Source organism: Amycolatopsis sp. DSM 110486 (genome assembly GCF_019468465.1).
Taxonomy (GTDB): domain Bacteria; phylum Actinomycetota; class Actinomycetes; order Mycobacteriales; family Pseudonocardiaceae; genus Amycolatopsis.
This window is the reverse complement of sequence record NZ_CP080519.1, coordinates 9108685-9132136: the sequence shown is the minus strand read 5'-3', so window position 1 is coordinate 9132136 and position 23452 is coordinate 9108685. Positions and strand designations below refer to the sequence as shown.

Here is a 23452-nt window from a genome sequence, read left to right as displayed (position 1 = left end):
AGCTGCCAACGAAAAACCTCGGGAGACAGACCATGGCAAAGGTGCTCTGCGTGCTGTACGACGACCCGGTCGACGGGTACCCCAAGACCTACGCGCGCGACGATCTTCCTCACCTCGACGGCTTCCCCGGCGGTCAGACCCTCCCGTCTCCGAAGGCGATCGACTTCGCGCCCGGCGCCCTGCTCGGCAGCGTCTCCGGTGAGCTCGGGCTGCGGGAGTTCCTGGAGAGCCAGGGCCACCAGTTGGTCGTGACGTCCGACAAGGACCGAGAGGGCTCGGTCTTCGACCAGGAGCTGCCCGACACGGACATCGTGATCTCTCAGCCGTTCTGGCCGGCCTACCTCACGCCCGAGCGGTTCGAGAAGGCGAAGAACCTCAAGCTCGTGATCACCGCGGGCATCGGTTCGGACCACACCGACCTCGACTCGGCGATCGCCCGCGGCGTGACCGTGGCCGAGGTGACGTACTCGAACAGCATCAGCGTCGCCGAGCACGTCGTGATGATGATCCTCTCGCAGGTGCGCAACTACCTGCCCTCGTACCAGACGGTGCTCGACGGCGGCTGGAACATCGCCGACTGCGTCGCGCGCTCCTACGACCTCGAGGGCATGCACGTCGGCACGGTCGCCGCCGGCCGCATCGGCACCGCGGTGCTGCGCCGCCTCAAGCCGTTCGACGTGCACCTGCACTACACCGACCGGCACCGCCTGCCGGCCGAGGTCGAGCAGGAGCTGGGCCTGACGTTCCACGAGAGCGCCACGGACATGGTGCCGCACTGCGACGTCGTGACGATCAACGCGCCGCTGCACCCGGAGACCGAGGGCCTGTTCGACGACAAGCTCATCGCCACGATGAAGCGCGGGACGTACCTGATCAACACCGCCCGCGCCCGCATCGCCGACCGCGACGCGATCATGCGGGCCCTGGAGAGCGGTCAGCTCGCCGGGTACGCCGGCGACGTCTGGTTCCCGCAGCCCGCGCCGGCCGACCACCCGTGGCGCACCATGCCGCACCACGGCATGACGCCGCACATCTCGGGCTCCACGCTCTCGGCCCAGACGCGTTACGCGGCGGGCACCCGCGAGATCCTCGAGTCGTGGTTCGCCGGTACGCCGATCCGCGACGAGTACCTCATCGTCGACGGCGGCAACCTCGCCGGCACGGGTGCGCACTCGTACTCGGCCAAGCGCTGAACCCTTCGACGACGGCCCCTTTCGCCGCGATTGCCCCGCGGCGAAAGGAGCCGTCCTCGGGCATGGCGTCAGTGCCCGGCCTGCTGGATCCCGGCGCGGGACCTCAGCGCTCGACGAGCTGCAGCGGGTCGTGCAGGCCGAGCCGGTCGGCTCGCGTGTAGACGTTCATCGAGCTGCCACGCAGGAACCCGACGAGCGTGAGCCCGACCTCCTCGGCCAGCTCCACCGCCAGCGACGAGGGCGCGGAAACCGCCGCCAGCAACGGGATTCCCGCCATCGCCGCCTTCTGCACCAGCTCGAACGACGCCCGCCCGCTGACCATCAGCATCGTGCCGGTCAGCGGCAGTCGGCCCTCGCGCGCGGCCCAGCCCACGACCTTGTCGACCGCGTTGTGCCGCCCCACGTCCTCGCGCACGCACAGCAGCTCTCCGGCGGCGTCGAAGAGCCCGGCCGCATGCAGGCCGCCGGTGCGGTCGAACACCTTCTGCGCCGCGCGCAACGCGTCGGGCAGGCCCGTCAGCACCTCCGGACCGACGGCGAGCGGGTCGGCGGTCACCGGCCACCGCAACGTCGTGCGCACCGCGTCCAGGCTCGCCTTGCCGCAGAGGCCGCACGAGGACGTGGTGTAGAAGTTGCGCTCCATCGACGGGTCGGGCGGCGGCACGCCGGCGCGCAGCACGACGTCGACGATGTTGTAGGTGTTGGAACCGTCCACAGTAGCCCCGGCGCAGTACCGGATCCCGGCGATGTCGGCGCCCTGGTGCACGATCCCCTCGCCCACCAGGAACCCGGCGGCGAGGTCGAAGTCGCTGCCGGGCGTGCGCATGGTGATCGTGAGCGCCTTGCCGGCCACGCGGATCTCCAGCGGTTCCTCGGCACTGAGCGTGTCCGGGCGCATGGTGAGCTCGCCGCCGACGACGCGGAACACTCGGCGTCGGCTCGTCATCCGGCCCATGGGGCCACCTCCGGGATCAGCGCGCGGGAAGCAGGGACTTGGGCCGGCCCGGCTGTGTCAGCCGTCCGGTGAGAACGGCGCCGGCCAGGCTGAAGATCCCGGCTGCGGCGAAGGCGCCGAAGTAGCCGTGCGCCGTGACGACGAGGGCGGCGAGCCCGATGCCGAGGAGCGCGCCGACGGCTTTGGCGCTGTAGAGCACACCGAAGTTCTGCAACGCCGACTCCTCGCCGAAGTACTCGCGCACCAACCCGGTCAGCAGGGTATAGCAGCAGCCGTTGCCCAGCCCGGCGAGCGCGGCGCCGAGCACGAGGCCGAAGGCTTGCCGGTGCTCGCCGGAGTAGAAGAGCACGAACTGGCCGATACCGCCGGCCACCAGGGCCAGCTGCAGGATCCGGCGACGGCCCACGCGGTCGGACAGCCAGCCGAGCAGCACGCGGCCGGTGCCGGTCACGCCGGCCAGCACCGCGAGCGCGACCGCCGCGAGGCCCGTGCCGCCACCCTGCTCGGCGACGAACGTCGCGAGGTAGGCGAGGTCGAACAGCAGCACGGCGGCGGCCAGCACCACCGTGACGTACAGGGCGAGGGTCGTTCCGCAGCGCAGGAGCTCGACCGGCCGGTAGTGGCGGACGGCGGGGCGGTTGACCGAGACGGTGCGGTTGCGGACCTTGTCCCGCGCCCACTCGCGCGGGTCCGGCGCGCCGGACGGCCACCAGTTGCGCGGCGGATAGCGCAGGAGCACGCCCGCGCCGACCACAACGACGAGCACGAGTGCCGCCGTCACGTCGAGCAGCACGCCGCGGTTGCCGACGCTGAGGCCGAAGCCGGCGACAAGCACGAAAGGGACGCTGCCGTAGGCGAAGGCGCCGCTCACCGCGCCGACGCGGGTGGCGGTGTGGTCGGGGAACCAGCTCATCACGGCGCCGACACACGTGCCGTAGACCAGCCCCGTGCCGATGCCGCCGAGCAGCGAGTAGCCCACGAACACCACGGCCAGGCTCGACGCGTGGCCGAGCGTCACGAGCCCGATCGCACACAGGATCCCGCCCAGCGCCACCGCGAACGACGGCGAGAGCCGGCCGCGGTCGCGCAGCCACGCGGCGGGGAACACCACGCTCGCCTGGGCCACCGCCCACACGGCGAGCGACACCACCACTTCGGTGAACGTCCAGCCGTGCGCGCCGGTGAGCACCGGCGCGATGGCGCCGAAGCCGTACTGCTGCAGCCCGGCCGCGAACATCGCGGCGCCGCTGAGCCAGAGCATCCAGCTCCGGGGGCGGCCGAGCAGGTCCAGATCGCTTTCCCCGACTCGGTACCGGCGTCCGTAGACGTCCTTCAGTTCGCGAACCGCGGTGGTGGTCCGGTGCTCGGACATGGCGTCACCCGCTCGACTGGATGTTGTATGCAGTATGGAGTAGTCCGGTTATAGCACCCCCACTGCACCCTGTCCACGGGCGTCGCCCGACGGGCGGAGCGGGCTCAGTCCCCCAGCACGCGCGGCGCGGGCAGCACGGCTTCGGCCTCGATCGGTTCCCAGCCGAGCAGGCCTTCGGTGTCTCGCCGGACGCGGCCGAACGCCTGGTCCCCGAAGTGGATGCCGAATCCGATCGCGCCGGGCCGCTCCAGCTCCTGCACGATCCGGCGACGGGCGGCGAGCACGCCCGCGGCGTCGACGTCGGGCAGCGAAGGCCAGTCGGGGTGCGTGATCTGCGCGGGAATGTGGAAGACGTCGCCGAACGCGATCACGCACTGCTCCCCCGCCTCGATCACGTACGAGGTGTGGCCCGGGCTGTGGCCGGGTGTCACGAGCGCGTGGACACCCGGGAAAACCTCGTCGCCGTCGCCGATCACCTGGTGCGTGCCCGCCAGCGGCTCGATCACCTCGGCCCGGCCCGGCGCCCCCGGGATGAGCTCCCCGCGTCCGTGCGGCGCCCACTCCTGCGCGGCGACGAGGTAGGTGGCCGCCGGGAAGAATTTGCGGCCGTCGACGAACGCCCAGCCGGTGTGGTCCACGTGGAGGTGCGTGAACGCCACGGCCTCGATGTCCTCGGGCTTGTGGCCGAGCGCGGCGAGGGTGTCGGGCAGGGCACCGGAATTGCTGAAGGCGATCGGCTCGCCGCTGATTTCGACCGGGTCGGTCGCGACGCCGAGCCCGGCGTCGACGAGCAGCGACCGGCCGTCGCGCTCCACGAGCAGGCCGCCGACGGAGGCCGTGACGCGTCCCTTCACGTCGAGCACCTCGGGGTGTTCGGTCCAGTAGGCCGCCGGGATGGCAGGGAAGAAGCCGCCGGGCACCATGGCCAGCGCGCCGTCGACCACGTAGGTGAACCGCACTCCCGCGAGCTCCAGCACCCGTACCGCCGACTGCTCGTTCAGCGCTCCCGCCATCACGCACTCCCCTCTCGGACTCCTCGAGTTGATCATGCCCCCGTCAGCGCCCGGCGAGCGAGCGGATCCCGAGTGGGAGGTGACCGAGTCCACCTCCCCCGGCCAGGAATCGGACAATCTCCTCCTGCAGAGCGCGGGCCGCGCGCGTGAGCTCGACATCGCGGCGGAAGGCGAGCCGGACGACGCGGCTGAGGCCGGGTTCGGTGAACTGCGTCATCCGGAACCGGTCCCCCACCACGGTGCTCGGGACGACGGCGAGACCAAGGCCCGCCTGCACGAGCTCGAGCACGGCGTCCATCTCGCCGCCCTCGATGGCGAAGGCCGGGTCGAACCCGGCGGCGCGGCAGGCGTTCACGGTGGCCTCGCGCAGGTCGTAGCCGCGGCGGAACATGACGAGCGGCCGGCCCTTCAGGTCCTGGATGGCGAGCCGTCCGCGCACCGGCGCCGGCTCGTGCTTCGGGGAGATCACCACGAGTTCCTCGACGAACAGCGGCGTGCTTTCCAGGCGGTGGTCGTCGCGGACCCGGCTGTCGACGATCATCGCGAGGTCGAGCCCGCCTTCGGAAAGGTCGGTCTGCAGGTCGCGGGAACCGCTCTCGTGCAGCGCCAGTTCGATGCCGGGGTAGGTGCGCCGGAACGCCGCGAGCATCACCGGCAGCAGGCCGGTGCACAGGCTGGGCGTCGCGCCGAGGCGCACGCGGCCGCGGCCCAGCTCGTCGAGCTCGCGGATCGCCCGGTACGCCGTCTCGGTCTCGGCCAGGATGCGCCGCGCGATGGGCAGGAGCGTCTCGCCGGCCTCGGTGAGCGTGACGTTGCCGCGGACACGGTGGAACAGCGTGGCGCCGACGTCGCGTTCGAGCGCGCGGATCTGCTGTGACAGTGAGGGTTGCGCCACACGCACCTGCTCGGCCGCGCGCGTGAAGTGCCGCGTGTCGGCCACTGCCAGGAAATATGCCAGCTGCTGGAACTGCATAGGGCCATCATAGGCGTTGGCTCTCGTCACGAGAGGAATCATGTGTTTGCCCTCTCGTTGACGCGGACCTAACGTCGGAGCCGTGGCAAGTGAACTCGCCACCGCCCGGCGCAAACGCTCGGCGGTGCGGCTTTTCTGGGAATCGTCGATCGGCAAGAAGGTCGTGATGGCGGCGACCGGACTGCTGTTCGTGGTCTGGCTGCTCGCGCACATGGCCGGCAACCTGAAGATCTTCTTCGGGCCGGAGACCTTCGACCACTACGCGGCCTGGCTGCGCACGATCGGGGAGCCGGCGCTGCCGTACGCGTGGTTCCTGTGGATCCAGCGCGCGGTTCTGGTGGTGGCGCTGGTGCTGCACGTCACGGCGGCGGTACAGCTGTCCAAACGCGACCGCCGCGCGCGGCCGGTCCGGTACGCGCACGGGCAGCGGCCGCGGGCGACCTTCGCCACGCACACCATGCGCTGGGGCGGCGCGACGCTCGCGGTGTACATCGTGTGGCACATCCTCGACCTCACGGTCGGGGTCGCGAACCGGGACTTCGTGGAGGGGCAGCCGTTCCACAACGTCGTCGCCGACTTCCAGGTGTGGTGGGTCAACGTCATCTACCTGGTGGCCCTGCTGATGCTCGGGCTGCACATCAACCACGGGTTCTGGAGCGCCACGCAGACGCTGGGGATCAAGAGCGCGACCAAGGACCGCACGGTCAAGACCGTCGGCACCGTCCTGGCCGTGGTCATCACCGGCGGGTTCATGATCGTGCCGATCTCCGTCATGACTGGATGGGTGAGCTGAGCATGCTCGACTACACGATCGGCGAGCCGATCACCGACACCAAGGCGCCGTCCGGACCGATCGACGAGCGTTGGAGCGCGCGGAAGTTCTCGGCGAAGCTGGTCAACCCGGCGAACCGGCGCAAGCACCGGGTGATCGTGGTCGGCACCGGCCTGGCCGGTGGATCCGCCGGGGCGACGCTGGCCGAGCAGGGTTACCACGTGGTGCAGTTCTGCTTCCAGGACTCACCGCGGCGCGCGCACTCGGTCGCGGCTCAGGGCGGCATCAACGCGGCGAAGAATTACCGCAACGACGGCGACTCCGTGCACCGGCTGTTCTACGACACGGTCAAGGGCGGCGACTTCCGATCACGGGAGTCCAATGTGTACCGGCTGGCCGAGGTGTCGGCGCAGATCATCGACCAGGCCGTGGCGCAGGGCGTGCCGTTCGCGCGGGAGTACGGCGGGCTCCTCGACACGCGCTCGTTCGGCGGCGTGCAGGTGCAGCGGACGTTCTACGCGCGCGGACAGACCGGGCAGCAGCTGCTGATCGGGGCCTACCAGGCGTTGTCGCGGCAGATCGACGCCGGGAACGTCGAGCTGCACCCGCGCACGGAGATGCTCGACCTGATCGTGGTCGACGGCCGGGCCCGTGGCATCGTCGCGCGCGACCTCGTCACCGGCGAGGTCACCACTCACCTGGCCGACGCCGTCGTGCTGGCCACCGGCGGGTACGGCAACGTCTTCTACCTTTCCACCAACGCCAAGGGTTCCAACGCGTCGGCGATCTGGCGGGCCCACAAGCGGGGCGCGTACTTCGCCAATCCCTGCTTCACGCAGATCCACCCGACGTGCATCCCGCGCTCCGGCGACCACCAGTCGAAGCTGACACTGATGAGCGAGTCGCTGCGCAACGACGGCCGCATCTGGGTCCCCAAAGAAAAGCAGGACCCGCGGCCGCCGTCGGAGATCCCGGAAGACGAACGGGACTACTACCTGGAACGCCTCTACCCCAGCTTCGGCAACCTGGTCCCCCGCGACATCGCGTCGCGGGCGGCGAAGAACATCTGCGACGCCGGCTACGGCGTCGGACCCGGCGGGCTCGGGGTGTACCTGGACTTCGCCGACGCCATCCAGCGTCTCGGGCGCCCGGCCGTCGAAGCCCGGTACGGCAACCTCTTCGACATGTACCAGCGCATCACCGCGGAGAACCCGTACGAGGTCCCGATGCGCATCTACCCCGCCATCCACTACACGATGGGCGGGCTGTGGGTCGACTACGACCTGCAGAGCACGATTCCCGGCATGTTCGTGATCGGCGAGGCCAACTTCTCCGACCACGGCGCCAACCGCCTCGGCGCCTCGGCGCTCATGCAGGGGCTGGCCGACGGCTACTTCGTCCTGCCGGCGACCCTCAACGACTACATCGGACAGGGCGGGTTCACCGACGTCACCCTGGACGACCCCGCCGTCGTCGAGGCGCAGACCGGCGTCCGCGACCGCCTCGAGCGGCTCCTCGCGGTGAACGGCACGCGGTCGGTGGACTCGTTCCACCGCGAGCTGGGCCTGATGATGTGGGACCACTGCGGCATGGCTCGCACCGCGGAAGGCCTGCGCAAGGCCCTCGAACGCGTCCCGGAACTCCGGGCCGAGTTCTGGCGCGACGTCCGCATCCCCGGCACCGGCGAGGAGCTCAACCAGGAGCTGGAGAAGGCCGCGCGCGTCGCCGATTTCCTCGAACTCGCCGAGCTCCTGCTGCTCGACGCCCTCGTGCGCGAGGAGTCCTGCGGCGGGCACTTCCGGGAGGAACACCAGACTCCCGAGGGCGAGGCCGCCCGCGACGACGAGAACTTCTCGCACGTCTCGGCCTGGGAGTACGGCGAGAAACCCGTGCTGCACAAGGAACCCCTGAACTTCGACTACGTCCACCCCACCCAGCGGAGCTACACGTGAAACTCACCGTGCGTGTCTGGCGCCAGTCCGGCCCCGACACCGAAGGACAGCTCGTCGACTACCCCGTCGACGGCATCAGCACCGACATGTCCTTCCTCGAAATGCTCGACACGCTCAACCAGCAGCTCATCGAGTCGGGCGAACAGCCGGTCGCGTTCGACCACGACTGCCGTGAAGGCATCTGCGGCTCCTGCGGCGTCGTCATCAACGGCCAGGCCCACGGGCCGGAGACGACCACGACGTGCCAGCTGCACATGCGCGCGTTCTCCGACGGTGACGTGATCGACGTCGAACCCTGGCGGGCCAAGGGTTTCCCCGTGATCAAGGACCTCGTCGTCGACCGCTCGGCGTTCGACCGGATCATCCAGGCCGGCGGCTACATCACCGCCCCGACGGGCGCGGCCCCCGACGCCCACGCGACGCCGGTGCCCAAGCCGGACGCCGACCTCGCCTTCGACAACGCCACCTGCATCGGTTGCGGCGCCTGCGTCGCGGCGTGTCCCAACGGCTCGGCGATGCTCTTCACCGCCGCAAAGGTCAGCCACCTCAACTCCTTGCCGCAGGGCCAGCCCGAACGCGCGCAGCGAGTGCTCGACATGGTCGACACCATGGACGCCGAAGGCTTCGGCGGCTGCACCAACAGCGGCGAGTGCACGCTGGCCTGCCCCAAGGGCATCCCGCTGACGAGCATCAACACGCTCAACCGGGAGTTCCTCAAGGCGGCGCGCAAAGCGCGCAAGTGACCTACTCGGCTGTCCTACTCGGCGAAGACGCGGCGTAGCCAGTTGGCCCGGCTCGCCCGCGCCTCACGGGACATCGGGGCATGCGGGACGACCTCGTCGAAGCCGTGGCACCCGCCCGGCCACACGTGCAGCTCCGCCTGCCCGCCCGACTGCCACAGGCGTGACGCGTAGGCGACAGCCTCGTCGCGGAAGGTCTCGACCGAGCCGACCTCGATGAACGCGGGCGGCAGGTCCGAGAGATCGGTGGCGCGGGCGGGCGCGGCGTACGGGGAGACATCCGGACCCCCGGCGGCGTCACCGAGGAGCGCGGACCAGCCGGTGGCGTTGGAGACACTGTCCCACACGCCTTCACCGACCAGTTCGGTGCTCGACGGTGTGCTCGCGCGGTCGTCGATCATCGGGCACACCAGCAGCTGCCCCCGCAGGGGCGGGCCACCGCGGTCGCGAGCCATCAGCGCGGTGGCGGCCGCGAGCCCGCCGCCGGCGCTGCCGCCCGCCACCACGAGCCGGGCGGGGTCGATGCCCAGCTCGGCGAGGTGCTCGCCCACCCACGTCAGACCGGTGTAGCAGTCCTCGACGGGCGCGGGGTGCGGATGCTCCGGCGCGAGGCGATAGTCGACGCTCACCACGACCATCGGGATCTCGGCCAGCCAGCCGAGCAGCCAGTCGGCGCCCGTGCGGTTGTTGCCGGCCATCATGCCGCCGCCGTGCATGAAGTACACGCCCGGCAACGGCGCGGCCGGGTCGCTGTCCTTCGGCCGCAGCACCAGCAGCGGAACGCCGGCGTCGACCTCGCGCACATCGGCGTGCTCGCCGATCTCGGCCACGCTCATCGTGTGCCCGGCCGCCGTCAGCTCGCGCAGCCGGCCCACGAGCTCCGGCGTCACCGACGACGGCAGCGCCTTGTTCACCGCCACCAGCGCCGCCGCGATCTCGGGGTCGAACGGTGGGTGCACCCTCTGCATGCCGCCTGCTCCTCTCGGTACGTCGACCCCCGACGCTAGGGCCCGAGCCCGCCCCGGTGAACCCGTCACGCGGCGGCCGTTGCCCGCCACGCGGCGGTCAGCGGTTCCGGCGGAACCGGCGCAGCACCAACGCCACCGTGAGCCTGGTCCGCCCGGCCGGTGTGGCGACGCCGTAGCCCAGCGCCTGGGCGAGCAGGTCGACGCGGCTCTGCAACGTCGAGTGGTGCACGTGGAGCGCCGTCGCGGCGGCCCGCAGGCTCGGCTCCGCCGCGACCGCGGTCAGGGTCGCGAGCGCCCACGGGTGCGCGGCGAGGACGCGTTCGAGGTGCGTCACTTCCACCGTGGCCGCCGGCGAGTCGCACCCGTCGGCGAGCGCCAGCAGCCCACCCACCTCGGCGGCGTCCACATGCGACGGCCCCGGTTCGTCGACGGCGGTGAGCCGCAGCGCGAGAACGGCCCGCCCGTAGGACAACGACAGATCCCGCACGGCGACCGCCGGTCCCGACGCCGACCGCATCGCCGGGCCGGCCCTTGCGGGTAATCCGGCCGGGTCGATCGTCACCGCCAAGTCGCCGAGCCGCGCCGCACCGGGCGGGTGCGGGCCGCCGGCGCAGACCGTGACGACGAAGGACCCCTCCGGCGACAACCCGAGCCGCCGCGCCGCGGCGAGCCGTGCGGCTTCGTCGGCGGTGGCGTCCACCAGGAGCTCCACCGCCGCCGGGTCACCAGTGGAGAACCCGGCACCCGTGCGGTCGAGCACGATCCCGACCGTCGCGGCGAGCCGGTCCACGAGCACGCGGTCGAACTCCGCCCGGCCCGGGTCGTCGGCCTCGCGTTCCACCCACACGAGCGCGCCCGCGTACCCCGGCAGCGGCACCGCAAGTCCGGCGACCTCGCCGTCCACGCGCCGGCCGTCCGGCTCCACGCGGACCCGCAGCCGGCGTCCGGGAACCAAGAGACCCGCGGCGCAACCGGCGAGCACAGCCGCGGCCCGCACCGTCGCCTCGAGACCGGCGCGGGCCTCCACCAGGGCGTCGAAGTGGGCGACCACCTGCAGGGCGGCCCCGGCTCCGGGGTCGATCGCCCGCATGCGCCCGGCCAGCTCACGCACGTCGGTCACCTCCTCGGCGCCCAGCGTACGGGCCGGCGCGGGCTCAGAAGCCCGGCGCGTTGCGCAGGTTGGTGCGCGCGAGCTCGATCATCTTGCCGACGCCGCCGTTGAGCACCGTCTTGCTCGCCCCGAGCGCGAAGCCGCGGACCTGCGCGCCGGTGATGTGCGGCGGGATCGACAGCGCGTTGGGGTCGGTCACCAGCTCGACCACGGCCGGTCCGGGGTGGACGAACGCCTTCGCCAGCGCCTCCCGCACGTCGCGCGGGTCTTCGACGCGCGTCGCGTGGATGCCGCACGCCTGGGCGATCGCGGCGAAGTTCACGGGCGCGTGGTCGGTGCCGAAGTCGGGCAGGCCGTCCACGAGCATCTCGAGCTTCACCATGCCGAGCGTGGCATTGTTGAACACCACCACCTTCACCGGAATGTCGTAGGTGGGCAGCGTGAGCAGGTCACCCATGAGCATCGCGAGCCCGCCGTCGCCCGAGAGCGACACGACCTGGCGGCCCGGCTGCGCGAACTGGGCGCCGATCGCGTGCGGCAGCGCGTTGGCCATGCTGCCGTGGCGGAATGAGCCGAGCACGCGGCGGCGGCCGTTGGGCGTGAGGTACCGAGCGGCCCACACGTTGCCCATGCCGGTGTCCACGGTGAACACCGCGTCGTCGTCGGCCACCTCGTCGAGGATCGCCGCGGCGAACTCCGGGTGGATGGGCCGGCGGTGCTCGATCTTCGTGGTGTAGGCCGACACCACCTTCTCCAGCTTCCGCACGTGCTCGCGCAGCATCCGGTCGAGGTAGGTGCGATCGGTCCGTTGGCGCAGCAGCGGCAGCACGGCCTCGATCGTCGCCTTCACATCACCGTGGACCGCCAGCTCCAGCGGAGTGCGGCGGCCCAGGCGCGCGACGTCGGTGTCGACCTGGATCGTGCGGGCCTGCGGGAGGAAGTTGTCGTACGGGAAGTCCGTACCCAGCAACACGATCCGGTCTGCAGCGTGCATCGCGTCGTAGCAGGCGCCGTAGCCGAGCAGGCCGCTCATGCCGACGTCGAACGGGTTGTCGTACTGGATCCACTCCTTGCCGCCGAGCGAGTGGCCGACCGGAGCGTTGAGCCGCTCGGCCAGGGCCAGCACCTCGTCGTGCGCGCCGCGGGTCCCGGCGCCGGCGAAGAGCATCACCTTCTCACCGGAGTTGAGCAGGCGCGCCAGCTCCTCGATCGTCCCGGCCGGCGGCACGACGGGCGACGGCCTGACGAGCTGGACCTTTTCCACACCCGGCTGCGCGGCCTTGCGGTCGGCGATGTCGCCCGGGATGGTCAGTACCGACACGCCGCCCTTGCCGACAGCCGTCTGCATCGCGATCCGCAGCATCCGCGGCATCTGCTCAGGCTGGGACACGAGTTCGCTGTAGAAGCTGCACTCGGTGAACAACTGCTCCGGGTGCGTCTCCTGGAAGAACCCCGTGCCGATCTGCGCCGACGGGATGTGCGACGCGATCGCCAGCACCGGCGCGCCGCTGCGGTGGGCGTCGAACAGCCCGTTGATCAGGTGCAGGTTGCCCGGGCCGCAGCTGCCCGCGCACACGGCGAGCTTCCCCGTCACCTGGGCTTCGGCCGCGGCCGCGAAAGCCGCCGCCTCTTCGTGGCGCACGTGGACCCACTCGATGCCGTCGGTGCGGCGCACCGCATCGACGATCGGGTTCAGGCTGTCGCCGACGATGCCGTAGATCCGTTCCACGCCGGCGTCGCGCAGAGTCCGCACGAGCTGTTCGGCCACTGTGGCCATGAGCCACGCTCCTCTCTCGGAAAACCTGCTTCCAGCATGTGCTGCCTGCCCGTATGCGTCCAATGCCTCTTTCTCCTCGGTTCCATGCCGTGGCAGTATGGATGGCATGGACCTGCACGTGCTGCGGCTCTTCCGGGAAGTGGCCCGCGGGGCGACGGTGACCGACACGGCGGCCCGCGCGCGGCTCACCCAGCCCGCGCTTTCCCGTGCGCTGCACCGGATCGAGCGCGAAGCGGGCGCCGCCCTGTTCCAGCGTTCGGGCCGCGCGTTGCGGCTCACGCCCGCGGGCCACGCCTTCGCGATCCACGTCGACGCGATCTTGGAGCGCTACGACGAAGGCCTGCGCGCCGTCGCCGAAGCCGTCGATCCCGAGTCCGGGGTGATCCCGCTGGCGTTCCTGCACACGTTCGGCACCTGGCTCGTGCCGCCGGTCGTGAGCAGCTACCGCGCCGCTCACCCGAGGGCACGGTTCGAGCTGCGCCAGCACGGCGAGGAAGGCCTGGCGCGCGAACTGCTCGACGGCACGGCGGACCTCGTGCTCACCAGCGGCGACCCGGGTGACCCGCTGATCCACTGGGTCCGGCTGCTGGAGGAACCACTGCTGCTGGCCGTGCCGCCGAAACACCGCCTCGCGCGCCGCAAGCAGGCCCGCCTGGCCGACGTCGCCGAGGAGTCGTTCATCCTGCTGCGCCGGGGATACGCACTGCGCGAGACCACCGAGCAGCTGTGCGCGCAGGCCGGGTTCACACCGCGCGTCGGGTTCGAAGGCGAGGAGGTGGAGACCCTGCGCGGGCTCGTCACGGCGGGGCTCGGCGTGTCCCTGCTACCGCTCCCCCATACCGCGACCTTCCCGCCCGCGGCCACCGCGCCGACGACGCCGCACCTGCGCGTGACGGACGTGCCCGCGGCTCGCGACATCGGTCTGGCCCAGCTCGCCGGACGGGTGCTCCCGCCGGCGAGCGAGACGTTCCGCAAGCACGTGCTCGCCACGGCGCCACGCGCGTTGCCGACCTGAACCCGTTGCCGGGCAAGAAAAATCCCCGGCACCACGCGGATGCCGGGGATCTCCGTAGGGTCAGCTCAGGGCTTGCGCCCGACGACACCCGCGACGCACTTCGCGGAGTCGCTGAGCGGGGTGAGCCGCGGGCCGTCCGGCCACCACTCGTCGCAGACGGACATGCCGGGGCCGCTGGTCGCGTTGGGCGGCAGCAGTTCCAGGCCCGGCAGCATGCTTTCGATCTCCGTGCGCGTGCGGAAGCGGCCGGCGCCCAGCGGACCGGACACGAGGATCTCCTCGATCCGCTTCGCGACGGCGGTCAGCTCCGGCACCTCGGGGTCGTAGAAGTGCGCGAGCGCCACGAAGGAGCCCGGGGCGAGGGCGTCGATGTACTGGCGCATCACGTCGACGGCGCCGTCGCCCTCGAAGTGGTGAATGGTGCCGATGTGCAGCAGGCCCAGCGGCTGCGAGAAGTCGATGTACTCGCGCACAGTCTCGTTCTCCAGCACCAGTTCCGGCTGGAAGATGTCGGCGTCGACCATGTGCGTGTAGTCGTTCTCGGCCAGCAGTGCGCGGCCGTGGGCGAGCACCACCGGGTCGTTGTCGACGTAGACCACGTGCGCGTCACGGTGGGCGCGCTGCACGATCTGATGGGTGTTCTCGGCGGTCGGCAGGCCGGAACCGCAGTCGAGGAACTGGCGGATGCCCGTCTGGTTGGCCAGCATCCGCAGCGCGCGGTTGTGGAAACCGCGGTTACCGCGCGCGATGTGCACGGCCTCGGGGACGGCCGTGCTGATCTTCTCCATGACCGCGCGGTCGACCTCGTAGTAGTGGTTGCCGCCGAGGAAGCCGTCGTAGATCCGCGCGATGCTCGGCCGGTTCGGGTCGACCCCCACGGGAACCTGGCTGGGCGACAGCGTGGACGGCGGAGCGCTGGGCATGGGCACCTCGCAAGGCGGCTCGGGGGGCGGCTTTGACCCACTCAGAGTAGTACCTTGACCCCCTCCGGTTACGTGAGGTCGCCCGTTTCAGCTGCACGTCGTCGCGGAAATCGGTGCTACCTGCGTCTTCCGCGCCCGTCAGCCGCGGTGGCGGCTCGGCGGCTGCTGGTGGCGGCTGCTCCAGTCCTGGAGGTACGAGCTCACGGCCGAGCTCCAGATGTCCTCCGACGTCGTGCCTGCCGTCCCGTGCGGCGCGCTCGGGTGCTCGCTCGCCGGCTGCCGCGGCGGCTTCTGCCCCTCGGTGGTGCGCACGGTGGTGTGGTCCACCTGGTCGGTGGCCGTCGGCGGCGTCGGGCTCGCCGTCATGGTGGTGACCGCCGGCGGCGCCGACGAGGGCTTCGACGGCGCGGCCGGCACTTCCGCGGGCCGGCCGGCCGAGCCGCTTTCCGGCGCGGGCCACAGCGCCCACGTGCCGAGCCCGGCCAGCGCGACGACCACCGCGCCGGCGATCACCACGTACCGCGTATTGCGCCGGTTCCCCACGGGCGGCGAGGTCTGCGTCCGTTCGGTTTCGTGGTCGGGCCCCGCTGCGGCGAACATCGCGTCGAGCCCCAGCGGCAGCTCGCCGACGATCGACTGCGGTTTCGTGGCCGGGCCCTCGCCCGAGGTGCGCGGCGCGGTGGCGGGCTCGGGGTACAGCCCGCTCGGATCGGGCTGGGGCTTCGGCCGCTTGACGAGCGGTGGCCGCTCGCCGTCGATACGCGGCATCGGCGCCGTCTCCGACAGGCTCACCAGCTTCGCGACCGAGTCGAGCTCATCGCGACCTTCGCCGGGCCCCGTGCCTGCCATCCAGACCTCCACACCGCCGGGACCGCGAGCCCGCGGCACGACCGGCGGCAAGATCCTATGAACCTCCGCCCGATCGGGTAAACCCGCCCCCACTTGCTCACCCAGGGTGACGGAATTTCACGGAGAATACGTCCTGCCCGGGCAGATCAGCCAGCTGCGACGCACGCTGGGCGGCCCGCCGCTGATCCACGCCGTGCCCGGGGTCGGCTACATGCCCCCTGATCCGGAACCGTCCACAGTGGAGTCTCCCGCGATCGTCGGGGACCCCTCCCGGAGGGCCGACCTAGTCTGCGCGCACCGGGGAAAGGGAGTCGGAAATGCGGGTTCGGTCGGCTGTCGTGCTGGGAGCGTTCGCGCTGGTCGCGGCCGGGTGCACCACGAGCGGGCACGCGTTACCCGCGCCGTTGCCCCCGGTGCCCGCCGCCGCCCGGGCGCTCGTGGCGTGGTCGCAGACGGTGTGCACGAGCGTGCAGGCGCTGCAGGGCCTGCAGGCCGGGATCGACGAGGTGAACCACACCGCGGCCGACCCGTCGCAGGCCGACTTCCTCGCCTCGGAGATCAGCTCCTACGTCAGCGGCATCACGGGGCGGATCGGCCAGGCCGGGTCGGGACTGAAGTCCGTGCCGCCGTCGGGCGTCAAGGCCGCGGACACCTACGTGGCACAGCTGGGAAAATCACTCGACGAGGTGACCAAGAAGGCACCCCGGACACCACCGCGCAGCCGACGCTCGCGCAGGCCCGCGAGCTCGCCACCGTCGTCACCGCGCTGAAGCCGGCGGCCGCCGATCTGACGAAGGCGGTGCGCGGCGACGCGAAGCTCAACGCGTTGTACAACGTCGCGCCCGCCTGCGCGCCCCTGCGGCAGTTCGGTCCCGTGGACGCCGCCGCGCCGACGCGCCCGCTCGTGGCGTGGGCCGACACGATGTGCGGCGTGGTCACCTCCACTGCGGCTCTGAAGGCGCACAAAATCGAAGACCTCGTCATCACCGATCCGCGTTACGCCCGCCTCAGCGGCTTCGACCTGAGCAGCTTCATCTCTTCGGCCGGCGCCGGCGTTGCCCAGTTGGTCGAGACGCTGGGCACCGTCACGCCTTCGGGCATCCCCGCGGCGGACAAGTACCACGACAGCCTCCTCGCCTCGCTGCGCGCCGTGGCGCCGAAACTGCCGTCGAGCGACTCACGCATGCCCGATCTGGACTTCCAGCCCGTCGAGCAACTGAAACCACAGGCGCAGCAGATCATCGGGGTGCTGGCGACGATCGCCCTGCCCGCGCCCGACCTGCCCACCATCGCGGCCGCGAACCCGGTGCTGGCCCACTCCCACGACGTCGCCCCGCAGTGCCGACCGCTCGGCTCACCGCCCCCGACGCTGCCGTCCGCCGCCAACGGCACCGACTTGGGCGCGTGCGCCGGCGGCAAGTGCCAGGTCCTCGTGACCGGCCAGGCCGACATCACCGCGAGCGGCATGACGTTCACCGCGTCCGTCACCTCGAGCGGCGTCCGCATTCTGCAGGACTCCGGCGAGATGAGCTTCGGCGTCGGCGGCAGCGGCTCGTTCGGCATGGCGGGCCACATGGTGACCGTCCGCCTCTCCGGTGTCCTCGACGGCAAGGCCGTGCTGGACATCTCGACGGGGTGATCAGCGCCGGAGGGTGACCTCGAACTCGCGGAACCCGTGCCGGCGATAGAACGCGAGGGCGTCGGTGTTGGTGGCATAGGCGGTGACCTCGAATCCGTTCGCGCCGTTGCTTTTCGCCCATTCGTCGAATCGCTCGACGAGCGCAGTGCCCATCCCGGTGCGGCGTTCCTCGACGGCGACTCGCATGCTTTCGAGCACGGCGGTGACGGCGCCGGGGTGCAGCGAGTCCTGCCGCCGGAGCCGGCCGACGAGGTGCCCGCCGACGCCATGTTCTCCCTGTGCGACAAGGCAAAGCGCGTCCTCATCGGTCAGCAGCGTGGTGTAGTGGGCGGAGCCTTCGCGCTGCGGCCAGGCGAGATCCATCCGGTCGTCGTGGCGGCCGCCGTCCTCGTGGAACAACGCTTCCACCGAGGACACCAGCGCAGGGTCAATTCCGCGGACACCGCGGTGACTGTGTGTTCCATCCAGGAAACGGTAACGACGTCGATTAATCATGTAAATATCGAATGTGTGCTGGGCCTCAGCCGGCCATCCCACCCGATTTGCGGCGCCAGCCAGCGGCCACGCGGAAAACGAGGTGTCACCGCGAGATCCGGTCAGTAGTCTTCCCGGGCCGCCGACAGCCTGGAGGATCCCGCCATGGCCCCGTTCCCGCCGCTCGAACCGTATGCGCACGGCTTGCTCGACGTCGGCGACGGCAACCGGATCTACTGGGAGACCAGCGGCAACCCCGACGGCAAACCGGTGCTGTGCGTGCACGGCGGCCCCGGCGCGGGCGGGACACGCAACAGCCGCAAGGGGTTCGACCCGGAGAAGTTCCGCATCATCCTGTTCGACCAGCGCGGGTGCGGCGAGAGCGTGCCGAACATCGCGGACCCGGCGGTGAGCCTGGAGCACAACACCACCCACCACCTGATCGCCGACATGGAACGCCTGCGCGAGCACCTCGGCGTCGAGAAGTGGATGCTTTACGGCGGTTCCTGGGCCCCGACGGTCATGCTCGCCTACGCCGAGCGCCACCCCGAACGCGTGTCGGAGATGGTGATGATCGCCGGCTTCACCAGTACTCCCGACGAGGTCGACTGGCTCTACCGCGGCGTCGGGCGGCTCCTGCCCCGCGAGTGGGAGGCCTTCCGCGCCGGCGTACCCGAGGCAGAGCGCGACGGTGATCTGCTCGCCGCGTACTCCCGCTTGCTCGCTTCACCCGACCGCGCGGTGCAGCTGAACGCCGCACGCGACTGGTGTACCTGGGAAGACGCCGTGATCGCGCACGAGATCAAGGGCAAGGCCGGCCAGTACAGCGATCGCCCCGCGAAAGAGCTCATCACGCTCGCCCGCATGTGCGCGCACTACTTCGGCCACCACGCGTGGCTGGAAGCCGGCGAGATCCTGGGGAACGTCCACCGCCTCCACGGGATCCCCGCCGTGTTCATCCAGGGCCGGCTTGACCTGAGCGTGCCGTTGCGGGCGGCGTGGAACCTTGTGCAGGCCTGGCCGTCCGCCGAGCTCGTGGTGATCGACGACTCCGGCCACACCGGCAGCCCCGCCATGGGGGAGGCGGTCACGAAGGCGATCGCCGGCTTCGAACCCGCGTGAGTCAGGCGCGGTCGAACGTCACGTCCAGCCGGTACGGGCTGCCCAGGCTCAGCCCGACCTGCCGCCGGATCTCCGCACCCGGCGCGAGGCGGAACCGTGTGGTCCGGGCCAGCAGCTCCTCGAACGCCACCGCCAGCTGAATACGCGCGAAGTGCAGACCCAGGCAGCGGTGGATACCGAAGCCGAACGACACGTGCGGCACGTTCGGACGGTCGAACACCAGCTCGTCGGGCCGCTCGAACCGCGCCGGATCCCGGTTGGCCGCGGCGAAGAACACGGCGACGCGCTCCCCCGCCTTCACCGGCGTGTCCCCGATCTCGGTGTCCTGCGTGGCGGTGCGCGCCATGAACGCGACGGTGGTCTCGAGCCGCAGGAACTCCTCCAGCTCCCGCTGCCAGCCGCCGGGATCGCGCAGGATCGGCTCGACGTCGTCGCGGGTGGCGAGGTGGTAGGCGACGTTCGCGATCACCCCGCGCGTGGTGTCGAGGCCGCCGAGGAACAGCGTGGTCACCATGCCGAGCCGTTCCTCGAGGGTGAGCGCCCGGCCGTCGATCGTCGCGGTGACCAGCGCGCGCAGCACGCTGTCCTCGCCGTCGTCCGGCTTCGCTTCGGCTTCGGCCAGTGCCTCCATCGCCAAGCCCGCGAGCGTCTGGAACGCTTCGGGACTGCTGGTGACCGCGGCGTCCTTGGCCGCCACCACCCCGCGGTCCACGAGGTCGCGGTTGTCCGTCGCGAAGACGATCCGCGCGAGCGAGCCGGCGCTGAACGGGATCGCGAAGTCGCTCACGATGTCGCACGCGCCGCGGTCCACAAAGGACTCGACCGCCGTGCGCGCGAGTTCACGCAGCTGCGGCTCGTACCGCGCGAGGGCGGCCCGCGTGAAGAACGGGTTGAGGATCCTCCGGTATTCGCGATGGTCGGGCGGATCCGTGTCGATCGGGATCACCCGCACCGGCACGCCGCGGATCGCGGGCTGCGCCGAGCTGAACAGCTCCGGCGCGGCGCAGACCGCCCGCACGTCCTCGTAGCGGGTGAGCAGGTGGTAGCCGCCGTCCGCGTCGGTGTGCGGGACGGGACAACCACTTCTGGCGGCCGCGGCCGCGGCCAGCAGGTTCTCCCGCTGGTCTTCGGCGTACAGGTCGACGTTCGCCAGGATCTCCTCGACCGACTTGGCCACGTGTCCTCCCCACTCCGAGGACTCACCACCGTAGGGGCGCGCGGGGGCACGCGGCATCGGCCGCACGGGCGGAAACCGTCGCGCGTTCGGGTCACCGCGCCCGTCACGGACGCCGGTCGGGCCAATCGGCCAGCAGCGGCCGCGTGGCGTCCCACACCGTGCCGTCGGCGTGGTCGCGGCGCCGGCGCGCGATGCCCGACAATGCTTCCAGCACCACCCGGTTCGCGAGGAACGACGTGATGTCCGCGTGGTCGTAGGGCGGCGACACCTCGACCACGTCGACCCCCACCACCGGCAGCTCGTACGCGATGCGCCGCACGGAATCCAGCAGCTGCCGGGCGGTGAGCCCACCCGGCTCGGGCGTGCCCGTGCCCGGCGCGTGGCCGGGGTCGCACACGTCGATGTCCACCGAGAGGAACACGCCGTCGCACTCGTCGGTGGCGATCCCGAACGCCTCGGTGAGGCACTCTTCGAGCCCTCGCGCGACGATCTCGGTCATCTCGTAGGACCGCATGCCCTGCTCGGCCATCCAGTCGAGCGTCTCCGGGCCGGGCCAGTAGCCGCGCAGGCCGAGCTGCAGGAACCGGTCGCCGCGCACGGCACCCGACTCGATCAGCCGGCGCATCGGCTGGCCGTGGCCCACGAGCGAGCCGAACGCGATGTCGCCGGTGTCGGCATGTGCGTCGAAGTGCACCATCGACACCCGCCCCTGGCCGAGGTGCTGCGCCACCCCGGCCGCGTCCGGCCACGCGATCGTGTGGTCCCCGCCGAGCACCAGCGGGATCGCGCCCGTGGCGGTGACCGCGTACACCGCTTCCTGCAGCGAGCGCACCGAGCGTTCGGCGTCGCCCGAGTACATCTCGACATCGCCGGCGTCGAAGACCTTCAGGTCCCGCAACGCGTCCACCCGCAGGGCGAGCGACGGGCGCGAACCGTCGGCGGGGAGGTAGCAGCTCTGCCGGATGTACTGCGGGCCGAACCGGGTGCCCGCGCGGTGCGAGGTGCCGCCGTCGAACGGCGCGCCGAGGATCACGACGTCGGCGGCCGGGTAGGTGGCGGGATCGGCCCAGTCGCAGCGCGCCACGCCGAGGAAGGTGAGGTCCGGGCCGAACTGGGTGCCGTAACGAGCCATGACGTCCTCCTTGCGGGCCAACCTACCGCCGTGGTGCCCCGGTTTTGCCCCGATTCGCCTCCCGCTCAAACCCCGCGCGGCTCAGCCCGGCTCAGCTCGCGAAGTCGACGGACAGGCCGAGCTCGGCCCAGCGCTCGTCCTCCGCCATCAGCTTCGTCATCCCGGCCCGCATCATCGTCACGGCGTCGCTGCCGAGCACCAGGTGCAGCGGTGGCTCGGCCATCTCCACGACCTGGAGGAACACACGCGCGACCGCGGCCGGGTCGATCGGCTCGATGCCCCGCTTGCTCCGCAGGTGCTCGATCAGCGGGCCCATCGTGGGCTCGTACTCCGGCTTGTAGGGCCGGACCTCCATCGACGGTCCGGACCAGTCCGTGCGCATCAGGCCCGGCTCGGCCATGGTGACCTTGATCCCCAGGCCCGATACCTCGTCGTTGAGCACGCCGGAGAAGCCCTCCGTCGCGAACTTCGCGCTCTGGTAAGCCGAAATGCCGGGCGCGGTGCCCCGGCCGCCGATCGACGTGACCTGGATGAAGTGCCCCGAGTGCTGCGCCAGGAACACCGGCAGCGCCGCCTTGGTCACGTGCACAGTCCCGAAGAACACCGCCTCGACCTGCGCGCGGAAGTCCGCCAGGTCGACCTCCTCGACCGAGGCCAGATTGGCGTAGCCCGCGTTGTTCACCACCACGTCGAGCCGCCCGAACCGCTCCACGGCCGCCGCGACGGCCGCCTCGGCCTGCGCTGGGTCGGTCACGTCCAGCGGGTGGCGCAGCAGATGATCGCCGTATCGCTCGTCCAGGTCCTTCAGGGAGTCGACGTTGCGCGCGGTCGCCACAACGTCGTTGCCCGCCGCCAGCACCTCGTCCACCACGGCCCGTCCCAGACCGCGCGAACCACCCGTGACCAGCCACACCTTGCTCATCGTTCGATCCCTCTCGCCTCGAGCGGGGAGGCTCCCCGCACCACCAAGTTAGCGCAACGCTGTTCTCTTAACAACACAACGGCGTTGCGGTAACCTGTGCAGGTGGTCACCTCCGAGTTCCAGCGGGCGCGGCGCCCCGAGCACAAGGAGCAGCGGCGCGAGGCGATCCTCGCCGCGGCACGGCTGCTCGCAACCCGCGACGGCGTGCGGGCCGTGACGCTCGGGGACATCGCCGGTGAAGTCGGCGTGCACAAGTCCGCACTGCTGCGCTACTTCGAGACCCGCGAAGAGATCTACCTGCACCTCACCGCCGAGGGCTGGCGCGACTGGGCGGCCGGGCTGCACGCGGCACTGGACGAGACCACCAGCGCGTCGCCGGCCGAGGTCGCCGACGTCATCGCGCGCACGCTCGACGAACGACCGCTCTTCTGCGACCTCCTCGCCCACGCGGCGCTCACCCTCGAAAGGCACGTGTCGCTCGAGTCGGTGCGCGCGTTCAAGCTCGCCGCGCTGGAAGCCGTCAAAGACATCGCCGCCCTCCTCACCCGGACACTGCCAGGGCTGGGTGCGGCGGGCGGGCGCCACGTCGTCGGCGCCGTGACGTCACTGGCCGCCTCATTCTGGCAGATCTCGCACCCGCCCGAGACGCTCGCGCAGCTCTACCGGGAGGACCCGCGGCTGGGCCACGGCGTCGTCGAGTTCACGCCGCGGCTGCGCCACCTCACCGAAGCCGTCCTCACCGGCCTGATCTCGTCAGCGCACGACGCGTAGCCACAGGTTTGTCGCGAGCGGCGCTTCGGTCTGCGACTTCCGTTCGAGACGCACCGGATCGCCGCCGGGCCGGTCGAACAGCCGCACCCCGTCGCCCAGCAGCACGGGCAAAACCGACACGAGGACCTCGTCGAGCAGCCCGGCGTCGAGGCACCCGCGAGCCACCGTCGCACCGAGGACGTTCACGTACTTCTCCCCCGCAGCCGCCTTCGCCAGCTCGACACCGTGGCGCAGGTCGTCGACGAACGTCACGTCGGGCGCCGGCTCAGCGGGCCGGCGCGTGAGCACGAATTGCGAACCTGCCCAGGCGCCGCCGAAGGCCTTGCCCTCGGCTTCCGTGTCGCGGTACGGGTCATCGCCGCCGTACGTGCGGCGTCCGACGAGCAGCGCGCCGATGTCCGCCACCAGCCGGTCGATCTCGGGGTTGGGGCCGAAGAACTCCTTCACCCACTGCATGTCGCCGCCCGGTCCCGCGATGAACCCGTCGAGCGACATCGCCGCCGAGTAGAGCAGCTTGCCCATTCCGCACCTCCGTGGTCGTTTCCCGTACCGACCGGCCCGGGCACGGAAACTCATCGGTGCACTTTCCTATAGGATCGTGC

General features: G+C 71.1%; 23 protein-coding genes. 9 read left to right on the top strand and 14 right to left on the bottom strand.

From position 1 onward, the window contains the following. The first annotated feature begins 32 nt into the window (after positions 1–32). Positions 33–1193 carry an NAD-dependent formate dehydrogenase gene (locus tag K1T34_RS44140; protein WP_220240580.1) on the top strand — a complete coding sequence of 387 codons (1161 nt, stop codon included), beginning with the start codon at positions 33–35 and terminating at the stop codon, positions 1191–1193. A gap of 103 nt (positions 1194–1296) precedes the next feature. On the opposite strand, the gene fdhD is transcribed toward K1T34_RS44140, so the two are convergent. From fdhD to K1T34_RS44120, 4 genes are all read right to left on the bottom strand, one after another. After that, the gene (gene fdhD / locus K1T34_RS44135; RefSeq protein WP_220240579.1) at positions 1297–2148 is read right to left on the bottom strand and encodes a formate dehydrogenase accessory sulfurtransferase FdhD; all 852 of its coding nucleotides are present in this window, start codon (positions 2146–2148) and stop codon (positions 1297–1299) included. Between the two features lie 16 nt (positions 2149–2164). Then, positions 2165–3520, bottom strand: a complete 1356-nt coding sequence (locus tag K1T34_RS44130; RefSeq protein WP_220240578.1) for an OFA family MFS transporter — start codon at positions 3518–3520, stop codon at positions 2165–2167. Between the two features lie 104 nt (positions 3521–3624). Next, on the bottom strand, positions 3625–4533 hold the full coding sequence (locus K1T34_RS44125) for an MBL fold metallo-hydrolase (protein WP_220240577.1): 909 nt from the start codon (positions 4531–4533) through the stop codon (positions 3625–3627). 43 nt (positions 4534–4576) lie between these two features. After that, positions 4577–5506, bottom strand: a complete 930-nt coding sequence (locus K1T34_RS44120; RefSeq protein WP_220240576.1) for a LysR family transcriptional regulator — start codon at positions 5504–5506, stop codon at positions 4577–4579. Between the two features lie 82 nt (positions 5507–5588). On the opposite strand from K1T34_RS44120, the gene K1T34_RS44115 reads away from it, so the two are divergent. Genes K1T34_RS44115 through K1T34_RS44105 form a run of 3 tightly spaced genes read left to right on the top strand, consistent with a single transcriptional unit; the run spans position 5589 to position 8973 of the window. Next, positions 5589–6299, top strand: coding sequence for a succinate dehydrogenase cytochrome b subunit (locus K1T34_RS44115; protein ID WP_220240575.1), 711 nt, complete (start codon positions 5589–5591; stop codon positions 6297–6299). Continuing rightward, the gene (locus K1T34_RS44110; protein ID WP_370643538.1) at positions 6287–8230 is read left to right on the top strand and encodes a fumarate reductase/succinate dehydrogenase flavoprotein subunit; all 1944 of its coding nucleotides are present in this window, start codon (positions 6287–6289) and stop codon (positions 8228–8230) included. The genes K1T34_RS44115 and K1T34_RS44110 overlap by 13 nt, the downstream gene beginning before the upstream one ends. Beyond that, positions 8227–8973: a succinate dehydrogenase/fumarate reductase iron-sulfur subunit gene (locus tag K1T34_RS44105; RefSeq protein ID WP_220240574.1), complete on the top strand. Its 747-nt coding sequence runs from the start codon at positions 8227–8229 to the stop codon at positions 8971–8973. The genes K1T34_RS44110 and K1T34_RS44105 overlap by 4 nt, the downstream gene beginning before the upstream one ends. 14 nt (positions 8974–8987) lie before the next feature. Here the strand turns inward: K1T34_RS44105 and K1T34_RS44100 are convergent, their stop codons facing one another. The 3 genes from K1T34_RS44100 to K1T34_RS44090 all read right to left on the bottom strand — a co-directional run bounded on the left by K1T34_RS44100 (position 8988) and on the right by K1T34_RS44090 (position 12826). Continuing rightward, positions 8988–9938, bottom strand: coding sequence for an alpha/beta hydrolase (locus K1T34_RS44100; RefSeq protein WP_220240573.1), 951 nt, complete (start codon positions 9936–9938; stop codon positions 8988–8990). Between the two features lie 97 nt (positions 9939–10035). Next, positions 10036–11058 carry a helix-turn-helix domain-containing protein gene (locus tag K1T34_RS44095; protein ID WP_255638013.1) on the bottom strand — a complete coding sequence of 341 codons (1023 nt, stop codon included), beginning with the start codon at positions 11056–11058 and terminating at the stop codon, positions 10036–10038. Positions 11059–11092: 34 nt separating this feature from the next. Beyond that, positions 11093–12826 carry a pyruvate dehydrogenase gene (locus K1T34_RS44090; protein ID WP_220240572.1) on the bottom strand — a complete coding sequence of 578 codons (1734 nt, stop codon included), beginning with the start codon at positions 12824–12826 and terminating at the stop codon, positions 11093–11095. A 106-nt stretch (positions 12827–12932) separates the two neighbouring features. On the opposite strand from K1T34_RS44090, the gene K1T34_RS44085 reads away from it, so the two are divergent. Continuing rightward, on the top strand, positions 12933–13841 hold the full coding sequence (locus K1T34_RS44085; protein WP_220240571.1) for a LysR family transcriptional regulator: 909 nt from the start codon (positions 12933–12935) through the stop codon (positions 13839–13841). A gap of 65 nt (positions 13842–13906) precedes the next feature. Here the strand turns inward: K1T34_RS44085 and K1T34_RS44080 are convergent, their stop codons facing one another. Further along, the gene (locus K1T34_RS44080; RefSeq protein WP_220240570.1) at positions 13907–14764 is read right to left on the bottom strand and encodes an SAM-dependent methyltransferase; all 858 of its coding nucleotides are present in this window, start codon (positions 14762–14764) and stop codon (positions 13907–13909) included. A gap of 138 nt (positions 14765–14902) precedes the next feature. Beyond that, positions 14903–15613: a hypothetical protein gene (locus K1T34_RS44075; RefSeq protein ID WP_220240569.1), complete on the bottom strand. Its 711-nt coding sequence runs from the start codon at positions 15611–15613 to the stop codon at positions 14903–14905. Positions 15614–15930: 317 nt separating this feature from the next. On the opposite strand from K1T34_RS44075, the gene K1T34_RS44070 reads away from it, so the two are divergent. Continuing rightward, positions 15931–16383 (top strand): hypothetical protein, encoded by a 453-nt coding sequence (locus K1T34_RS44070; RefSeq protein WP_220240568.1) that lies wholly within the window; start codon positions 15931–15933, stop codon positions 16381–16383. Between the two features lie 29 nt (positions 16384–16412). After that, positions 16413–17252, top strand: a complete 840-nt coding sequence (locus K1T34_RS44065) for a hypothetical protein (RefSeq protein ID WP_220240567.1) — start codon at positions 16413–16415, stop codon at positions 17250–17252. Here the strand turns inward: K1T34_RS44065 and K1T34_RS44060 are convergent, their stop codons facing one another. Then, positions 17253–17669: a GNAT family N-acetyltransferase gene (locus K1T34_RS44060; RefSeq protein WP_255638012.1), complete on the bottom strand. Its 417-nt coding sequence runs from the start codon at positions 17667–17669 to the stop codon at positions 17253–17255. A 222-nt stretch (positions 17670–17891) separates the two neighbouring features. Between K1T34_RS44060 and pip the strand changes: the two genes are divergently transcribed. Next, the gene (gene pip, locus K1T34_RS44055) at positions 17892–18848 is read left to right on the top strand and encodes a prolyl aminopeptidase (RefSeq protein ID WP_220240565.1); all 957 of its coding nucleotides are present in this window, start codon (positions 17892–17894) and stop codon (positions 18846–18848) included. A 1-nt stretch (position 18849) separates the two neighbouring features. On the opposite strand, the gene K1T34_RS44050 is transcribed toward pip, so the two are convergent. The 3 genes from K1T34_RS44050 to K1T34_RS44040 all read right to left on the bottom strand — a co-directional run bounded on the left by K1T34_RS44050 (position 18850) and on the right by K1T34_RS44040 (position 22079). Beyond that, positions 18850–20025: a cytochrome P450 gene (locus K1T34_RS44050; RefSeq protein WP_220240564.1), complete on the bottom strand. Its 1176-nt coding sequence runs from the start codon at positions 20023–20025 to the stop codon at positions 18850–18852. Between the two features lie 103 nt (positions 20026–20128). Beyond that, complete coding sequence (gene speB, locus K1T34_RS44045; protein ID WP_220240563.1) at positions 20129–21157, bottom strand: agmatinase; 1029 nt, start codon at positions 21155–21157, stop codon at positions 20129–20131. A 91-nt stretch (positions 21158–21248) separates the two neighbouring features. Then, positions 21249–22079: an SDR family NAD(P)-dependent oxidoreductase gene (locus K1T34_RS44040; RefSeq protein ID WP_220240562.1), complete on the bottom strand. Its 831-nt coding sequence runs from the start codon at positions 22077–22079 to the stop codon at positions 21249–21251. Between the two features lie 102 nt (positions 22080–22181). Here K1T34_RS44040 and K1T34_RS44035 point away from each other — a divergent pair, with 102 nt between their 5' ends. Further along, complete coding sequence (locus tag K1T34_RS44035; RefSeq protein WP_220240561.1) at positions 22182–22850, top strand: TetR/AcrR family transcriptional regulator; 669 nt, start codon at positions 22182–22184, stop codon at positions 22848–22850. Here the strand turns inward: K1T34_RS44035 and K1T34_RS44030 are convergent. Beyond that, the gene (locus tag K1T34_RS44030) at positions 22833–23372 is read right to left on the bottom strand and encodes a dihydrofolate reductase family protein (protein WP_220240560.1); all 540 of its coding nucleotides are present in this window, start codon (positions 23370–23372) and stop codon (positions 22833–22835) included. The two genes, K1T34_RS44035 and K1T34_RS44030, sit on opposite strands and share 18 nt — an antisense overlap. Positions 23373–23452 lie beyond the last annotated feature (80 nt).